Origin of the sequence: Blautia sp. MSJ-36, from assembly GCF_018917985.1 — a bacterium.
Taxonomy (GTDB): Bacteria; Bacillota; Clostridia; order Lachnospirales; family Lachnospiraceae; genus Blautia_A.
Genome location: NZ_JAHLPQ010000001.1, coordinates 54,106 through 71,632, shown reverse-complemented (window position 1 = coordinate 71,632; position 17,527 = coordinate 54,106). Strand labels below are relative to the sequence as shown.

At 44.2% G+C, this 17,527-nt stretch carries 17 protein-coding genes and 1 riboswitch; all 17 genes read right to left on the bottom strand.

Annotated features, from left to right (window positions below; translation table 11 throughout):
• Positions 1-99 precede the first annotated feature (99 nt).
• Positions 100-1,404, bottom strand: a complete 1,305-nt coding sequence (locus KQI39_RS00345) for a putative ABC transporter permease (RefSeq protein WP_216415680.1) — start codon at positions 1,402-1,404, stop codon at positions 100-102.
• A 156-nt stretch (positions 1,405-1,560) separates the two neighbouring features.
• Complete coding sequence (locus tag KQI39_RS00340; RefSeq protein WP_253293007.1) at positions 1,561-2,211, bottom strand: HAD family hydrolase; 651 nt, start codon at positions 2,209-2,211, stop codon at positions 1,561-1,563.
• Between the two features lie 15 nt (positions 2,212-2,226).
• Entirely contained in the window at positions 2,227-2,700 is a 474-nt protein-coding gene (gene ribH, locus KQI39_RS00335; protein WP_216415678.1) for a 6,7-dimethyl-8-ribityllumazine synthase, read from the bottom strand.
• A gap of 29 nt (positions 2,701-2,729) precedes the next feature.
• Positions 2,730-3,947, bottom strand: coding sequence for a bifunctional 3,4-dihydroxy-2-butanone-4-phosphate synthase/GTP cyclohydrolase II (locus KQI39_RS00330; RefSeq protein ID WP_021977316.1), 1,218 nt, complete (start codon positions 3,945-3,947; stop codon positions 2,730-2,732).
• Positions 3,948-3,965: 18 nt separating this feature from the next.
• Positions 3,966-4,619, bottom strand: a complete 654-nt coding sequence (ribE, locus tag KQI39_RS00325) for a riboflavin synthase (protein ID WP_021977315.1) — start codon at positions 4,617-4,619, stop codon at positions 3,966-3,968.
• The gene (gene ribD, locus KQI39_RS00320; protein WP_021977314.1) at positions 4,601-5,728 is read right to left on the bottom strand and encodes a bifunctional diaminohydroxyphosphoribosylaminopyrimidine deaminase/5-amino-6-(5-phosphoribosylamino)uracil reductase RibD; all 1,128 of its coding nucleotides are present in this window, start codon (positions 5,726-5,728) and stop codon (positions 4,601-4,603) included. Before ribD ends, ribE begins: the two co-directional genes overlap by 19 nt.
• Before the next feature lie 275 nt (positions 5,729-6,003).
• Positions 6,004-6,118, bottom strand: a riboswitch (FMN riboswitch).
• Between the two features lie 119 nt (positions 6,119-6,237).
• The gene (locus KQI39_RS00315) at positions 6,238-7,005 is read right to left on the bottom strand and encodes a zinc ribbon domain-containing protein (protein ID WP_216415676.1); all 768 of its coding nucleotides are present in this window, start codon (positions 7,003-7,005) and stop codon (positions 6,238-6,240) included.
• A 183-nt stretch (positions 7,006-7,188) separates the two neighbouring features.
• Positions 7,189-8,127, bottom strand: a complete 939-nt coding sequence (tsf, locus tag KQI39_RS00310; RefSeq protein WP_174087808.1) for a translation elongation factor Ts — start codon at positions 8,125-8,127, stop codon at positions 7,189-7,191.
• Between the two features lie 36 nt (positions 8,128-8,163).
• The gene (gene rpsB, locus KQI39_RS00305; protein WP_173762312.1) at positions 8,164-8,907 is read right to left on the bottom strand and encodes a 30S ribosomal protein S2; all 744 of its coding nucleotides are present in this window, start codon (positions 8,905-8,907) and stop codon (positions 8,164-8,166) included.
• A 179-nt stretch (positions 8,908-9,086) separates the two neighbouring features.
• Positions 9,087-9,854 carry a pseudouridine synthase gene (locus tag KQI39_RS00300; RefSeq protein WP_216415673.1) on the bottom strand — a complete coding sequence of 256 codons (768 nt, stop codon included), beginning with the start codon at positions 9,852-9,854 and terminating at the stop codon, positions 9,087-9,089.
• On the bottom strand, positions 9,854-12,037 hold the full coding sequence (locus KQI39_RS00295; protein ID WP_148446479.1) for a DUF6449 domain-containing protein: 2,184 nt from the start codon (positions 12,035-12,037) through the stop codon (positions 9,854-9,856). Before KQI39_RS00295 ends, KQI39_RS00300 begins: the two co-directional genes overlap by 1 nt.
• Positions 12,012-12,914, bottom strand: coding sequence for an ABC transporter ATP-binding protein (locus KQI39_RS00290; RefSeq protein WP_173762314.1), 903 nt, complete (start codon positions 12,912-12,914; stop codon positions 12,012-12,014). The genes KQI39_RS00295 and KQI39_RS00290 overlap by 26 nt, the downstream gene beginning before the upstream one ends.
• Positions 12,907-13,281: a GntR family transcriptional regulator gene (locus tag KQI39_RS00285; RefSeq protein ID WP_173762315.1), complete on the bottom strand. Its 375-nt coding sequence runs from the start codon at positions 13,279-13,281 to the stop codon at positions 12,907-12,909. The genes KQI39_RS00290 and KQI39_RS00285 overlap by 8 nt, the downstream gene beginning before the upstream one ends.
• A 309-nt stretch (positions 13,282-13,590) precedes the next feature.
• Positions 13,591-14,388, bottom strand: coding sequence for a CPBP family intramembrane glutamic endopeptidase (locus KQI39_RS00280; RefSeq protein WP_253293006.1), 798 nt, complete (start codon positions 14,386-14,388; stop codon positions 13,591-13,593).
• 29 nt (positions 14,389-14,417) lie between these two features.
• A complete protein-coding gene (locus KQI39_RS00275) occupies positions 14,418-15,065 on the bottom strand; it encodes an HAD family hydrolase (protein ID WP_148446483.1) in 648 nt (215 codons plus the stop codon).
• Positions 15,066-15,110: 45 nt separating this feature from the next.
• Complete coding sequence (locus KQI39_RS00270) at positions 15,111-16,082, bottom strand: hypothetical protein (RefSeq protein ID WP_148446485.1); 972 nt, start codon at positions 16,080-16,082, stop codon at positions 15,111-15,113.
• Complete coding sequence (locus KQI39_RS00265; protein WP_173762316.1) at positions 16,060-17,301, bottom strand: protein kinase domain-containing protein; 1,242 nt, start codon at positions 17,299-17,301, stop codon at positions 16,060-16,062. The genes KQI39_RS00270 and KQI39_RS00265 overlap by 23 nt, the downstream gene beginning before the upstream one ends.
• Positions 17,302-17,527 lie beyond the last annotated feature (226 nt).

Below are 17,527 nucleotides of genomic sequence, written 5' to 3'. Positions count from 1 at the left end.
CTCTCTTTCGTTGTATGCCCTCTGTCATTTTTCCCACATAAATTAAGAGAGCCTCACGTCGGCTCTCTTACCTGTTTTATCTGATGCTGTTTCATTAAATCAATCCGTTGCCTTAGCCTTCGGATAAATCTGTTTCATCCTGCCATCATCAAAATGTGTATCTACCCATTCCAGGACTGTATTCTCCGTTTCAATTCCTTTAGCCCTCTGATCGTAACGCACAAGAGCCATGGAAGAAACAATAATATTAACAAACATGAAAACTGTCAGCATCCATGTAATGATCTTTCCAGGAAGAACGGGGATCTTCTCGATCCATGCGGATAAAACAGGATACACTTTTTTAAACCAGATCACAGCTGCAAATCCCCAGAAAAAGCAGTACAGAAGATTGATCCTGCCGCCCAGATTAAACGGAAGCTCACTGTAGTCCCAGAATACTTTTCCAAAAAAGATCTCTGTAAACACACTGCAGAGATATTCGTAACCTCCTCCCAGCAGTGTTCCCATCAAAAACAGAAAGCTGTCACTTCGATCCTTATATTTATACAAAAGCAATGTTACAAGAGCCAGCGCCAGTCCCCACACAATACTGAATGGTCCCCAGACAAGGCTGCTCCGGCTCATCCAGTACCCCATAGTGATCCGGCAGAAAATGGTCTCTACAATATCTCCCAGAAAAGCTCCGCTGATAAACAGAAGTATGAGTTTATAAAAGCCGCACCCTTCTGCAAAAACACCTTCCTCCGCAGATTTCTCTGCTTTCCGAACCTTCTTTACTTTCGGATAAGCTTTCCGAATCCTTTTCTCGATCCACTGCGTGATCAGGAAGCTCAAATGATCGCTGACTTTATCCAGCTGTTCATTGGCTGCTGCCCACTGTTCCAGATTGGGACCTTTTTTTATCAGAAGCAAAAATGACGCTGTGATATCTATCGCCATTACTGCCATCAACACCAGCAGCAGAATATGCATCAAAAGTGTCGGCAGAAAAGAAAGCAGTTTCCATGTCAGGGCATTCCCCCATGTCACGCTCACAAATCCGAGAATACCCCATAAAAAAGATGCCGGAAAACAGATATATCCATCCAGGTTCCATTTTACATCAGAATAATCCCACCATCTCTCCTTAAAAGCCTTCTCGATCAGATGCCCGCCGATCCATTCGATCACTGTCGCATAAACCATAGAAAACAAAAACAGCCAAAATCCTGTCAACTCCTGTAAGCCCACCGAGATCAGCACTGCTGTAATACCATACATCACACAAAACGGACCGTTTACCAGACCTCTGTTTGAAAACTTTCGCTGCCGCAGTGTGGCTGTCACTGTCTCCAGAATCCATCCCAAGAATGAATATAAAAAAAACAGCCACAGCAATTCATACCCTGAAAAAACTCTCATTTGTACTTTCTCCTATTGTCATTCTCTGTTGTAACATTTTTATCAGAGTATATCATAAAGCAATATACTTTCTCAACAATACCCAGGCGTTTTCTTTTATTTTTACAGAAGTACTTATTTTTATCTTTTTTCCTTCAGATTTTTATATTGCAAAAATCATATCACCAGCTGCAGTATATCCTCTATATGTTCTGCAAGATGATCTGCCCCGTTCAGCTCCCCTCTCTCACCATATCCATACAGGCATCCTATAAATGGGCTTTTGCAGGCTCTGGCACATTCCAGATCCTGCCTCCTGTCTCCGACCACCAGATAAGGACCTGTATATTCCCGAATGATTTCCTGCACAATCTCTGTCTTTGGACGGAATCCATACGATTCGCAGTCATAAAAATGATCGAACCATCGTTCCATCCCAAATTCCTTCCAGTGCGCCTCACGATAGGAAGCTTTACAGTTGCTTAAGATCACAAGATGATATCCCCGGTTCTTCAAGGCTGTAAGCATCTCCTCTGCTCCCGGATACCACACTGCCTTATGCTTCCTGATCTGTCTGACCATCAGTTCTCCTACCATCCTGCTCGCCTGCTCTTTATAACTCTGATCCAGCTCCGGCAAAAATGTATTCCACATCTCCTTACTGTTAAATCCCAGCCAGCCGGCAATTTCCGCCGAGCCTATCTCCCGTTCTTCTGCAGCCTTCTGTTCTGTCAGCCACTGATAGGTTTCACGAAATGCCGGTTCATAGATTCCAAGGGTATGATGGATCGTTCCATCATAATCAAATATGATCGTTTTTGTCATCATTTATTTCCCTATCTATTAGAGCTGCTTCATCAGATTGACCATCTCGATCGCAGATAATGCACAGTCATAGCCTTTATTTCCCGCTTTGCTTCCTGCACGCGCAATAGCCTGCTCGATATTCTCAGTCGTGATCACTCCGAATAAGACCGGGATCCCTGTTGCAAGTCCGACCTGTGCGATCCCCTTGGCAGATTCATTGCACACCAGATCATAATGTGAAGTATCTCCACGGATGACAGCTCCCACGCAGATAACTGCATCATATTTTCCTGACTGTGCCATTTTCTGTGCTGTAAGCGGGATCTCAAATGCTCCCGGCACCCATGCTGCAGTAATATTCTCTTCTTCTACTCCATGTCTTACCAGTCCGTCGACTGCCCCTCCCAATAATTTATTCACAATGATCTCATTGAATCTCGCTGCCACGATACCAACCTTCATTCCCTCCGGTGCTACTACTTTTCCTTCTACTAAATTGATCTGTCTCATTTTTTCTTCCTCCTGCTATTTGCTGTTTTTTATAAATTTATTTCTTTAAAAATATGACCCATCTTTTCCTGTTTCGTCTTCATATATTTCCGGTCATATTTTTGTACCGGAATCTCCAGAGGTACTCTCTCATTGATCTTCAGCCCGAATTCACCAAGCCCATAGACTTTATCCGGGTTATTGGTCAGTAATCTTAATGATTTCACACCAAGGTCTGACAGTATCTGTGCCCCGACCCAGTACTCTCTGAGATCCGGTGCAAACCCTAACTTCACATTAGCCTCCACGGTATCGTATCCCTGTTCCTGAAGCGCATAAGCTTTGATCTTGTTGATCAGTCCGATTCCTCTGCCTTCCTGTCTCATATACAGAATGATCCCTCTGCCTTCCGCCTCTACCTGGCGCATCGCTGTCTGCAGCTGCAGGCCGCAGTCACATCTGAGCGATCCGAATGCATCTCCTGTCAGACACTCCGAATGTACACGGCAAAGCACATCCTCACCATCTCCTATATCACCTTTTACCAGTGCCAGATGATGTTCTCCTGTAATGTCATTGATATAGCCATACATTTTAAAATCACCGTACTGCGTTGGGAGGTTTGCAGCTGCTTCCTCCTTTACATGCTTTTCATGTATTCTTATATAATCCTGCAGATCACGGATCGTAATAAATGTAAGGTTATGCTCTTTTGCCATTTCCCATAGCTGTGATGTACGCATCATAGTGCCATCTTCTTTCATAACTTCACAGCACACGCCGCATTCCTTCAGTCCGGCAAGTCTCATAAGATCTGTTGTTGCCTCCGTATGGCCATTCCGTACCAGAACCCCGCCTTTTCTGGAAATAAGCGGAAATACATGTCCCGGTCTTCTGAAATCCTCCGGTTTTGACTGATCATCCACACACTTCATAATGGTATAGGAGCGTTCTGCCGCAGAGATACCGGTGGTTGTATCTACGTGATCCACTGCCACGGTAAATGCTGTACTGTGATTGTCCGTATTCTCAGCAACCATCGGAGGAAAGTTCAATCTCGCCGCAAGTTCCGCACTCATCGGTGTACAGATAAGACCCTTTGCATAGGTCGCCATGAAATTAATATTTTCCCGGGTTGCAAACTCTGCCGCACATATCAGATCTCCCTCATTTTCTCTGTCCGGATCATCTGTGACCAGAACTATTTTTCCTTTCTTAAGATCCCTGAGTGCCTCTTCAATTGTGTTGTACTGATAATTTTGTGACATACTGTATATCCTCCTGTTCTAAAACCCGAATTCTTCAAGAAACTCCATCGTAATTCCGGATTCTTTTTTCTCTTCTTCATTTTTTCTGATGCCAAGCAGTTTTTCTACGTATTTTCCGATCACATCATTTTCCAGATTAACCAGATCCCCCGGCACCTTTTCCAAAAGGGTGGTTTCTTCTCCTGTATGTGGAATGACCGACACCTGAAAACCAGCTTCATCAATCCTTGCAACCGTCAGGCTGATCCCATCAATACAAACGGATCCTTTTTCCACGATCAGATGCAAAATCTGTGGCGATGTCTCAATCGATACCCAGATGGCATTTTCTTCCCGGAGCATGGAACGTATCACGCCAGTCCCATCAATATGGCCGCTTACTATGTGTCCTCCGAACCTGCCGTCTGCAGCCATTGCACGTTCCAGGTTTACCTGGCTTCCGGCCTTGCAGCTTCCAAGACTGCTTCTTCTGATAGTCTCTGCCATCACATCGGCGGTAAATCCGTCCGGCTGGATCGACGTAACTGTCAGACACACACCATTCACGGCAATACTGTCACCGATCCTTGTTCCTTCCAGGACCTTCCGGGCTTTCACTGCCAGGATCCCTGATTCTCCTGTCAGCTGTATATAACGGACTTTTCCTTTCTCTTCTACGATTCCTGTAAACATGATTCCTCCTGTTTTTTCTCACACACCTGACATCTTATCCGGATGTCCTCACCAATCTGGCAGATATCTGTATATTTCAGTTCCACTGCTTCAGACGGGAATTCAACTCCGATACCTTCTACCGGTGTCTTCCCGGCCACACCGCCAAACAGCTTTGGTGCCACAAAAGCCTGTACTTCCTTTACAATTCCGGCTCGCAGGGCACTGTCATTTAACGTACCGCCTCCTTCCAGGAGAATACTGTCAATGCCTTTGCTTCCAAGATCTGTCATCAGCTTCTTAAGGTCTATCTGATTCTTTTCATCTGGACAGTAAATGGTCTCAACTCCCATGGTATGTAATATTTTTATTTTTTCTTCTGTATTTTTCTGATCTGCATAAGCCACGATCGTCCGGTACTTTTCCGCACTTTTTACGATCTGACTGTCCGGCGGGATCCTGAGCTTACTGTCGCACACAATCCTGACAGGACTTTTCCATCCTTCTACCCGGACGTTTAACATCGGATCATCTGCAAGCACAGTTCCAATGCCTGCCATAATTCCCATGTACTGATGCCGCATATGCTGTACTTCTTTTCGTGCCGCTTCTCCGGTGATCCATTTTGATGCTCCTGTCTTCGTTGCGATCTTCCCATCCAGTGTCATGGCATACTTCATCACTACATAAGGAGTCTTCATAGTAATATAATGAAAAAACACCGGATTCAGCTGATCACATTCTTCTCTCATAAAATCTTCAACTACTGTTACACCGGCTTCCCTTAACATCTGTACACCTTTTCCCGCCACTTTCGGATTCGGATCCCGGGAACCGATCACCACTTTTCTTATCTTCTGTTCAATGATCGCTTCCGTACATGGAGGTGTTTTTCCATGATGACAGCAAGGCTCAAGCGTAACATAAATCACTGCACCTTCTGCTGATTCTGTAAGAGAAGCAATAGCATTACGTTCTGCATGAAGTTCTCCATACTTTTTATGATAGCCTTCCCCGATGATCCTTCCGTCTTTTACGATCACTGCCCCTACCATCGGATTGGGATTCGTCCAACCTTCTCCTTTTTTAGCCAGCTGGATCGCTCGAAGCATATATTCCTGATCCGTCATTTTTATTCCTTCTTTCTTATTCCTGTTCTTTGCCTGGTAGGCCGAGGCTTTTAGCCCTGTGCAATCGGATTCACAGACAAGTGAGTGGTATATTTATTTCGAAAACGATGTACCAGATACAAAAAAATCCTGCAGAAATATCTGCAGGGTGGAATTGATCTGTTACATATGATCGATAAATGAATGTCTGCTTATTTTCTACATAAAAAGCTCTGAAATGGATCACCATCTCAGAGCTCTGATACTACATTCATTCATACAAAAATCAACTGTACTATCATCTTCTTCCATCCAGACTGTACTGTCGGCCCCGGAATTTCACCGGATCATACCTTTCGGCTCGCGGGCTTTACCGCCGGTAGGGAATCTCACCCTGCCCTGAAGATATCTTTTTGTTTATTTTAATACTTTATCTGTTATTTGTAAAGCGGAATTTTTATTTTACTCATTCCATGCGGAATATTATCAGTGAACGGTAACGAAACTAATCACTAATCCGCATACTATACTCATCTTTTTTTGTATATAACCAATTCTGGATTTTCACCATCCTTCTCATATGTACATACCAGAATAAAATCCATACTTGCCAAAATACCGAAGCACCTGTCTCCTCCAAATTCAGACTCCAGTTGATTCCCCAGATAGGTTTTCTGATCATCAAGGAATTTCACTTTTTGTCCATTAGGCAGAGTATATTCCAGATTCACATATTTCCCCACAAGTGCATTTAGCTTGTCTACCCTTGGAAGTCCATCTATATGTAAATCATTTATTTCATTTATCAATTGCTTTTTAAACTCTTCAAACTGCCCATTGTCACTAAGTTCATCATACCTTTTCCAGTAATCTAACTTTGGAAGCATTTCTTTCAGATAAGTGCGTGCCTGTTCTTCGGTAAAGCTTTCATTTACCATATTCTTTACACAAACATCAATCAATTCATCCATATCATTATATGTGTATGTTCCATCTGCATAGCACCATTTACAATACTCCTCATTTAATGCGCCATCCTTATCACGTCCCAATATGGAATCATCATCAATTGGCATCCCGCAGCACTGACAGATCAGCTTTCTCGGTTCTCCCAGAAGCGTATTGATCGAGACATCAAATTCTTTCGATAAGAGCTTAAGTGTATCAGTATTCGGAACGGTATCTCCATTTTCCCAACGTGATACTGCCTGCCTTGTTACCATGATTTTATCTGCCAGCTCGTCTTGTGACATTCCTCTTTCCGTTCTAAGTTTTAAGATTACATTTTTTGTTTCCATAGCCGTCACCTCCATTATCCTATTATAAAGATAGATCCATGTTCTGAAAAGCAACTTCCTGTTACTATAGTCTATCCATATTTTATAATGTAGTATATGAAGTGGATAATATAAGAAAAACCCTTGAAAATACTGGATTTTCAAGGGTTTTATGGATCTTATTAAAGATATACAGATAACAGATTATTTACCCATCTGTTTTGCAACTTCCTCAGCGAAGTTCTCTTCTTTTTTCTCAAGACCATCGCCTGTCTCGTAGCGAACGAAGCCTTTAATCTGGATCTTAGCGCCGTTCTCTTTTGCTACCTGCTCTACGTATTTAGCAACGGACTGTTTTCCGTCCTCTGCTTTTACGTATGTCTGGTCAAGAAGGCAGATCTCTTTGAGCTCTTTCTTGATACGTCCTGTGATCATTCCCTCGATAACCTTAGCCGGTTTCTGGGACTCCTTCGGATCGTTCTGGATCTGAGCCATAAGGATCTCTTTCTCATGCTCGATGTACTCAGCGCTTACTTCTTTGTCGCTTGTGTACTGCGGTTTCAGAGCTGCGATCTGCATAGCTACGTTTCTAGCCATCTCTTTCACTGCATCGTTAACAACGTCTGTCTCAACGTCTACAAGAACGCCGATCTTTCCACCCATATGAGTGTAGGAAGCGATGAATCCGTTCTGCTCCTCAACCTGAGCAAATCTACGGATGTTCATGTTCTCGCCGATTACTGCGATCTGAGCTGCAAGAGCCTCTTTTACAGTCTTAGTTGTATCAAGTGCCCATGCCTCAGCAAGGAAAGCATCGATATCAGCTGCTGTTGTGTTAAGTGCCTGTGCTGCAACATCTGCAACATAGCCCTGGAATTTCTCGTTCTTTGCAACGAAGTCTGTCTCAGCATTAACCTCAACAACGACTGCTTTCTTTCCATCCTCTGTTACCAGAGTTTTGCAAAGACCCTCTGCTGCGATACGGCTTGCTTTCTTCTGTGCTGTAGCAAGACCTTTCTCACGCAGGAACTCAACTGCTTTATCCATATCGCCTTCTGTAGCTGTAAGAGCTTTCTTACAATCCATCATTCCGGCGCCAGTCATCTCTCTTAACTCTTTTACCTGTGCTGCTGTAATAGCCATTGTTCGTTTCCTCCTGAAATATTCTGTTTATACGAATTATTCCTCTGTAGCTGCAAACTCCTCAGACTCAGCCTCGATCTCGCCATCTGCCTCTGCAGTTCCCTGCTTAGCCTCGATAACAGCGTCAGCCATCTTGGAAACGATGAGTTTTACTGCACGGATAGCATCGTCATTTCCCGGGATCACATAGTCAAGCTCTTCCGGATCACAGTTAGTATCGCAGATACCGATAAGCGGGATTCCCAGTGTATGAGCCTCCTGTACGCAGATTCTCTCTTTCTTAGGATCTACGATAAAGATAGCATCCGGGATTCTCTTCATCTCTTTGATACCACCAAGGTTCTTCTGAAGTTTAGCAAGCTCTTTGCGAAGCTCGATAACTTCTTTCTTAGGAAGTACGTCGAATGTTCCGTCAGCTTCCATAGCCTCGATCTCTTTCAGTCTTGCGATACGGCTCTGGATTGTCTTGAAGTTTGTAAGCATACCACCAAGCCATCTCTCATTTACATAGAACTCTCCACAACGCTCTGCCTCTGTACGGATAGCATCCTGAGCCTGTTTCTTAGTTCCTACGAAAAGGATGTGTCCACCGTTAGCTACGATGTCTGCTACTGCATTGTAAGCATCGTCAACCATTCCTACAGACTGCTGAAGATCGATAATATAGATACCATTTCTCTCTGTGTAGATGTACGGAGCCATTTTAGGGTTCCATCTTCTTGTCTGATGTCCGAAATGAACACCTGCCTCTAAAAGCTGCTTCATTGAAATAACGCTCATGTCTTTTCTCCTTTTTGGTTAAATTCTTCCGCACAGGTCGCCTTCCCTCTGGACCCATCCTCACACCGTAGGGCACCATCCTTATAGAATCGCCGTGCGTGCTTATTTTTGCAACTTCTGAATTATAGCATAGAAAATCCCCTTATGTAAAGGGGATTTTTCCAATTTTTTTCTGTTTTTCAGCGGTTTCCGGCAGATTTCAGAAGCTCCAGCTCTTTTTCGGTGAGCGAACGATATTTTCCTGTCGGAAGATCTGAAGGAAGCGCCAGCGGTCCCATGGATAGTCTTTTCAGATAAGTTACTTTTTTTCCCAGTGCCTCCATCATCCGTTTTACCTGATGGAATTTTCCCTCGTGGATGGTAAGTCGGATCTCAGATTCCCAGTTCTTACCGGCTTCTGCAGATTCTGTACCGGACTCCCAGGTGGAAAGGATCTCCATCCTTGCCGGACGTGTGAGATCCTTTTCCCCGATATCCACGCCTTCTGCAAGCCTCGCAACGTCTTCTTCTGTTACTTTCCCGGATACTTTTGCATAATAGGTTTTATCCACATGCTTTTTCGGAGAAAGAAGCTCATGTGCAAGAGGACCGTCGTCTGTGATCAGAAGGAATCCTTCTGTATCTTTATCCAGACGCCCTACCGGAAAAAGTCCCTTTCTTCTGTCTTTTTCTTCAATATAGTCGAGAACCGTTTTATCTCTGGAGTCCTCCGTTGCGCTGACACAGCCTGCCGGCTTGTTAAAAAGATAGTATACATATTCCGGTGCAGCATGGATCTCCTGCCCGTTCATAACCACCTGATCTTCTTCCGATACTTTCAGCTCCGGTTTTTTCGCAGTTTTTCCATTGACCTGCACCTGACCCTTCTGTATGTATTTTTTTGCCTCGCTTCTTGTACCTGCGCCGGCATCTGCCAGAAATTTATCCAGCCGGACTGGTTTTTCCATTAATCATTTACCTCCCATTCTGTTACATGGGCTGCCTTTGCATCTGCTCTGATAAAATCCGGGATCTCACCGGCAAATGTCATATAAAGTCCGGAATCCCCGCCGGTGCTCTCCTGTCCTTCCAGAACCACTTCCATTGTGACATCTGCATTCCAGATAGTCCATCCGTTTACCAGCTGTGATGGACGGATACATTTTTTCAGAGCTTCCAGCTGTTCCTTTTTATCGTAACGGACTTTATAACCGTTCTCTGTTTCTTCAAGATCCGAAAGGGGCTCAGTGTCGGAAAAAGCTTCATCATCTTCGCCGGCAGCTTCGGAGCTGAAGTAATAAACATCAATATACTCAACAGACAGCTCATCCATGGAAAGAGGATATCCTGTTTCTTCCAAAATTGCAAGTGTTCTCTTATATGCCGGATACACCAGAACGGAGGTAGACACCCTCTCTCCTTCCTGAACAGCCGGTACATTCATTCCCCATTCATCCATGTATCCTTCTGACGGAATTCCCGCATAATCGAACATCAGCATTGCACATGGCTGGTCTTTTACTGTCTGACCGCCGTTTTCCAAAATGTCCTTTCTCAGCGCCTCTGCCAGTGCCTGACGCTTCTCTGCATTTTTCTCAAATAAGGAATGAATATCTCCGTCACAGAAAATACCGGTGACCTCTTTCAGATACTGTTTGTCCAGCTGGAAAAATGAATATCTGTCTTCTTTCCATGTCTGCTCGTCATACAAGGCTTCCATAAGATTCTGCGCCTGTGCAGAAGATACACTATAGCTTCTGCATACACTGAATCCTTGTTTATTTATGTAACGCACATACATGCGCCTTCCTGATTTTTTTCCTTTTTCATTCTGAAGCCTGATATCCTTCAGACTGTTATACAATGCTTTACTTTTCATCACCGGCTGATCCAGCAGACCGGAACTATTGTCTGAGGTAGCAGTATACCGGATCTTATAGATTCCATTTTCTTTTTTTTCCACATTGCAAAGCTGCTCAGTATATGAGAGATTGCATACATTTACCACAACTCCCTGAAGATTGTCATAAGCCGGAAAATATCTGTCATATCCCAGAAGATCTATTTTCATGGTCAGCGCACAGATCGCCACAACACCTCCAAAGATCATAAGCTGCACTTTTCTGCGGAAAAATCTGCGAAAATCCATTTCGTAGATCACTTCCAGAACTCCATGGACCAGGATCGTTCCCAGTATCATTCCGAAGATCCACCATGCTGTTTTGGATGAATCTTCCGGGATCATATAAAAGATCAGACCAATACCCAGTCCGGATGGTATTGTGATCAGAGCACTTAAGACCGGTTCCATCCAGGTATATACCAGTGCTTTTCCGGTATTCTCTGATTTTCGCCTGCAAAATGCCATCCAGGATAATACTGCCATAAGCAGCAGCACAAAGATCAGTATCAATAACTGTTTTCCATAGTTCCCGCTGCTGTATTTATCCATAAAGCTTACGATCACCATAAGGGGAGAGCCCAGGTCCCGCACTGCTGCCAGGATCCCGTAACTGCCTTCGTACCAGGTATCAAAGAATAAATGTCCGCTTATCTGCAGCATCGCTGCCAGAATGATACTGTAGGTAAACAGCCCTGCCCATGCAAGTGCTCCCATCAGCATGGTACCGGTGCAGGCGATCACCAGCGCTGTGGAGAAATATACCAGCAGATACATCAGGAGATGGATCACCAGCAGTATCAGCGCCTTTTTCATGATGGAAAGGCTGTAATATCCTCTGGCTGCCCCGATGCATACCGCAGCAAATTCCATGATCACATATGGTACCAGATAATAAAGAACAGCCAGGAATACTCTGTGCAGAAACAGTGCACTTCGCTTTACCGGAAGGCTGTGATAGAAATCCACTTTTCTCGGGGAATACAGATACCAGAAGCCGCTTACTGCTGCAAAAAATGCTGTTACCGCAGCCACAACTGCTCCCATTGTGAGAAAGTCACTGCTCCACAGGCTGGAATACAGATAGGAAAGCTGACTTTGAGTATAACTGCGCTCATTCCATTTTCCCATCAACATAAGTTCCGCTACCGGAAATGCCAGGAGAAATGCAATCATGGCAAATGCCGGGATCCACCTTTGTCCTTTAGAAGAAGATTTCATATATTCACTGGAATAAATTTTTGACTTCATAGCCTGCCACCTCCGTTTCGCTGATAAATATTTCTTCCAGAGTCAGTGGGAGCACTTCACAGAAAAGAGGATTTTTTGCCTGTATCTTCTCCATGATCTCTCTTCTTGTTCCCCTTGCAGTAATAAGCAGCAGGGAGCCCTGATGCTCTGTTTTCAAAACATCCAGCTCTTTCTTTAATTCTTCTTCTTTCTTTTTGTCAGTAAGTACACACTGGATCTTATGGATGTGGAATTTCATATCCTCCAGATCTCTGGAAAGGAGAATTCCTCCCTGATGAAGAAGCCCGATGTGATCGCAGATATCTTCCAGCTCACGGAGATTGTGGGAAGCGATCACCGGCGTAAATTCACGACTCATGATCTCCGATGCAAAAATGCTTTTTACTGCCTGGCGCATTACCGGGTCCAGACCGTCAAAGGTTTCATCACAGAACAGATATTTCGTTCCTGTACTGATTCCCAGGATCACCAGAAGCTGTTTCTTCATTCCTTTGGAAAAAGTGTTGATTTTTCGTTTTCCATCCAGATGAAACTGCTTCATCATTGTCTCAAAACGTGCCTGCTGAAATCCCGGATAAATACACCGGTAAAATTCTGCCATGTCCAGAGCATTGTAGTTTGCCGGAATATATGCATCATCAGGGATGTAGAAAAAATGCTCTTTGATCCGTTCATTTTCAAAAACCGTTTCTTCATCCATCAGCACTTCTCCTCTGTCCTGACGGATGATCCCGGCCATGATACGGAGCAGAGTACTTTTTCCCGCACCGTTGGAACCGATCAGTCCAAAAACCTCCCGTTCCCCGATATCCATGGTTACCTTATTTACTGCCTGTATCTTGCCAAAAGCTTTGCTGCAGTTTTTTATTTCAATCATTGTTTCCCTCCTTATAGCATGAGCGGATCACACCGATCATTTCTTCCTCCCCTACTCCCAGAGCCATTCCCTTTTCTGCGATCTCTTTCAGCTCGCTTAAGGTTTCTTCCATACCAATCTGCCTGATCCTGCTGCTGTCTGTAACAAAACTGCCTTTTCCCTTCACCGGGCAGATCAGCCCCTGCTGCTCCAGTTCCATATATGCCCGTTGGATGGTATTGGGATTGATGGATAATTCCACGGCCAACTGTCGCACAGACGGCATCTTGGAAGATGGCTCCACAGCTCCTGACAGGATCAGCATCCGGAATTTTTCTACAATCTGTTCGTAGATGGGACGCCTGTCCTGATAGTCCAAGAATAACATACGACGCTCCTTTCTCTGTAATCCGTGTATTAAGTGTATTAATTCTTTTAATACACTTATGATAGCACGGGATAGAAACATGTACAAGAAATGGTTTCTTAAATAAATATAAAATCTGTATAAATTTCCCACCCGGCAGAAGTATTCCCGTATACTTTTTTATAAAAAAAGAACCTGCAATGGTATCACTATGTTGTGATCCCACTACAGATCCTCTGTAAAAAACAATTATTTACATTTCATCTTTCATTCCGCCCGATCCAGGGACAGACAGCTATCGAACATCTACAATCTACATCCGGTTAACAGTTAAACAGCCCGGTAACCTCTCTTTTCTCCCCGGCGTGCAAAATACTGGTATCCTCCGATCATCACCACTGCAAAGACACCATAGATTATCAGAAGACTTCCTGCTCCTGTTTTTTCTACCAGGGTCTGAGCATATTCGCTGAAAATAAGTATCCAGGTATTGGCTCCGATATGCATCAGCACACTGGTCCACTTATTGCCGCCCATCTCCAGGAACCACGCAGAAAGTCCTCCCAGGATAAACGCATATACAGCTTGCAGGACATTTCCATGGTAGATTCCAAAAAATGCAGCGGAGATCACAGCAGAAACCAGTACGGAAAAATGATCCCGAAGTCTCAGATAGACCAGCCAGCGAAAGATCATTTCTTCCGCAATTGGTGCTACGATTCCCATCCAGAAAATCATCATAAAAAGACTTTTCCCTGAAGTGATCTTCGTCATAGTCTCTCCATAGCTGGATGAGATCCAGTTCTGCAAGATCGCCACCAGCACATTGGCATACTGGGCAAATCCGGCTCCTGCCGCAAGAAGAAGCAGCATTTCCGGGACAGAAAGCCTCTGCTCTTCAATGGAAGTTAAACCACCGATCAGCCTTCCTATACAGTCTTTCCGGTAAAAATATACTGCCGGAAACATAACCAGCACTCCCGTAAGTCCTGTGATTACCAGAGTATAACTGTAATAAGATTCCTGTGCATTGCTGACATGATTCACCAGCCAGAGAAGCACGGCACTTCCAAGGATCTGTCCGATCAGATAATGGATTCCTACCGGATAAAGTTCCCTCCACACCATTTGAAAAATGTTCTGTCTGTGCAGAGGGGTCAGTCGAAAAAATTCAGAAGTTCATCTGCGGAAGCTACGATCTGAAGGGGCTGTGCCGCCTCCAGCTCTTCTCTGCTGCCATATCCGTAAGATACAGCCACACACTGGATCCCGCATCGTCTGGCGCCAAGAATGTCATGCTCCCGATCTCCCACCATGATCACCTGGTCACGATGATCGGAAAGGCTCATTCTTTCCAGCGCTTCCTCGATCACCTGGGATTTGGAAACTTTCGGACCGTTGAGGTCCGTTCCTGCGATCACCTCAAAATAACGGCTCAGATTAAAATGATCCATGATCTGTGTCACGTAAAAAGTAGGTTTCGCAGACGCCACAGCCAGCCGGTAGCCACGACGTTTCAGCTCCGCCAGGGCATTTTCCACACCCGGATAAACGGTGTTCTCATACATTCCTTTTTCTGAATACCGTTCTCTGTAATATTCGATTCCCTTCTGTGCTGTCTCTTTATCAAATCCTGCATATTTCATAAACTGATCCAGAAGCGGCGGTCCTACAAAAACTTTCAGCGGCTCCAGATCCGATGCTGAAACTCCAAGTTTCTCCAGTGCATACTGTACAGATTTCGTAATTCCCTCTCCGGATTCTGTCAGTGTTCCGTCCAGGTCAAAAAAGATTGCTTTATACATAAATTCCTCCTGTTGTGCAAAAAATCAGTAAGTATGCCTATTGTATCACTGTTTTTCTGTTAAGTCCATGCTTTCATGGTACAGCTTCCCGGATTTCACAAAACCAAGAAGTTCTGCTTTCCAGGGCTTTCTGGTTTTTTCCGGCAATTTCGCCAGGAGTTTTTTCCCATACCAGTAAAAATCACATTCTTTTCCGTTGATACGAAATGAAAGAATCTGGAAGGGAATATCCGGTCTGATCTCTATCTGAACCCTGTTACCGTCTATTTCTGCATGGATCGTCGGTGTTTGTTCTTTTTCCGCTTTCTTATCCGGCGTTTCTGCTGGTTCTGTCTGGTAGTAGGATAATGCCGGATTCTGGTCTTTCTTTTTCCTTGATGCGCCTGCTGTTGGCTTTTGAATTGATTTACGAACTGATTTTGGAACCGGCGTCGCAGATAGAATTGCTGACGATGTCTGTGTGGGAACCGGTGGTTTTGTTGGCATTGGTGTTTTTGTTGGTGCCGACGTTTCCGTAAGTCCTTCTGCCGGTGTGTTAACTGTATTTGCTTCCTCCTCAATGGTTGTCCCCGGATTTTCATTTTCCTGGATATCCGGTTCCTGAAATTCATATCTTTCTCCGTTACCACCGGAATTTTCTGATGCAGTATTTTCGTTTTCCATGGAATTTTCTTCCGGAGAATATACTTCTTCTGCCTGGAAATCCGGGTTCCATTGGTAAGAATCTTCCTGTTCATTTTCTGTCACTGTCCCGGTATTTGGATCTTCTCCCGTTTTTTCAGTATCCCGGTTACTGTTATCATTTTCTGTTCCTCCATAACTTCCTTCCCAGTCTTCCGGCAGCTGCCCGGCTCCTTCTCCCACATTCATATCAAATCCACCGGTATCAAAACTATCCATCCCTGACATATCAAATCCATAAACGATGATAGAGCTGACCATCCAGCTGCATAAGATCAACAGAGCTAATGCAGCCGAGCAGCATTTTTGCCGTTCATTCTTTCGTCTTTTTCTCATTGATCTCCTCCCAAAGTTTCAGATTCCTGCTTTCACCTTTCTCCAACAGCTCTGCTTTTTCTTTCTTTTTATAATCTTCCCACAGTTTTCTGCTGGCTTCTTTCTGACCGATCCGAAGTAAAAACATTCCATACTCTCCGTAGGCCACAGGATATTCCTCATCATACAGAAGAATATTTTCATAATACAAAGCCGCTTTCTCCGGTTCCTGCAAAAGCTCCGCATTCCATGCCAGCAACAGCTCAATACGGCGCTGCTGTTCTTTTTCCCTGTAATTTCTGTTTAAGTTCTGTAGTTTCTTTTCCGCTGTTATGCAGTACCTTTTCCGGCTCCTAGAGTCTTCCGGATACTGTCTGGCTTCGTAATACAGGTCTGTTACTTCTGAGAGCGCCACAGAAAACGCTTCCTGTTTCAGTAATCCCGCTGTCAAAAATAATACTCCTATCAGAACCCCGGCGGCAACCACTTCCAGAAAACGTTTTCGCCAGGTAACTGTCTGATATCGGTTTTCCAGTTTCCGGATCCTTTTCTGAACTGATGACATATCCGAATATCTGTATTTTTCCTGTTTTCTGGTACATCGAAACAGAAACCAGAAAAATTCCGGATATAAAAAGCACTGCCATTTCTTTTTTCCGCAAAGTTTTTCCATGGTTTTCCCCAGGGCATAAATATCGCTCCTCGGACTTAAGTAACCCTGATATTGCTCCGGTGCCGCATAGCCTTTCGTTCCTTCACAGATCTGTTTTCTTTTTCCACGATCAGACATGGCACTTCCCAGATCGACCAAATACAGATGTCCGGTTTCAGAGATCATCAGATTATCCGGTTTCAGATCTCCATAGCAGACCGGCGGTTTCCGGCTGTGGAGATAACCCAGTACTCTGGCAATCTCTTTTCCCCTTATAAGCGTTTCCTGTATGGAAAAAATTTTTCCTGAACAAAGAAGTTCTTCCAGTGACTGACCTTTGATATATTCCATGATCAGATAGCAATATTCTTCTGTTTCCATATAATCCACAATCTTTGGGATCGCAGGATGTTCCAGGCGTTGCATCAGCATGGCTTCTTTTTTCTTTGCGAGGGGGATTTCCTTCACAGCACGAAAAATGCCAAGTTCCATATCTTTCGCCAGATACAGGCTTCCGCCTCCGCCATGTCCAATCCGTTCTATAACGCAATAACGTTCTTTCAGGACAGTTCCAATCAGACAGATCACCTTCCTCTCATTTCTGCCAGATACTATTTGTAATTATATTTCTTATTTGTTTGGGATCATCCGGTGAATTCCGGTTTCAGAAAAAATAGAATCAGATAAATAACTGCAAACAAATATATAAGATCCATATTCGTTCAAGATGGATTTTATTATAGCATGTCACATTCCTTTTGCAAAGAGCTTTTGCCCAATAAAAACAGAGTAAAAAAACAACCCGCCGGATACC